The sequence below is a fragment of the Sutterella massiliensis genome (assembly GCF_016899755.1).
Lineage (GTDB): Bacteria > Pseudomonadota > Gammaproteobacteria > Burkholderiales > Burkholderiaceae_F > Sutterella > Sutterella massiliensis.
Window position 1 is genome coordinate 1 of record NZ_JACJJC010000309.1, and the last position, 417, is coordinate 417.

Annotated in this window: 1 protein-coding gene; it reads left to right on the forward strand. The window is 60.4% G+C overall.

Annotated elements, in window-relative coordinates:
• On the forward strand, window positions 1–417 hold a 417-nt coding region (locus H6A60_RS12700), incomplete at both ends, for an aryl-sulfate sulfotransferase (RefSeq protein ID WP_205105211.1).

The following is a 417-nucleotide window of genomic DNA, read 5'->3' on the forward strand; positions in this document are numbered from 1 at the left end:
CGATGATGGGCTTCCGTCAGAATGCGGACGGCGCCCTCACCTGGGGTTACGGTCAGCGCTACGTGAAGTACGACCTCATGGGCCGCAAGGTTTTCAACCGCATGCTCCCCGAGGGCTACGACGACTTCAGTCACTCGCTCGACCCGATGCAGAACGGCAACTACCTCATCCGCGTCTCGGACGCCGACTACGCCCGTCCCGACGGCAAGCGCGTGCGCACGATCCGAGACGTGATCATTGAAGTGGCGCCGAACGGCGAAGTAGTTGACGAATGGAACCTCAACAACATTCTCGATCCGTACCGCAGCGACGTCATCAAGACGCTCGATCAGGGCGCCGTCTGCCTCAACATCGACGTCAACAAGCAGGGCGTCACGATGAGTGCCGACGAACTCGCTGAACTCGACAAGTCCGACA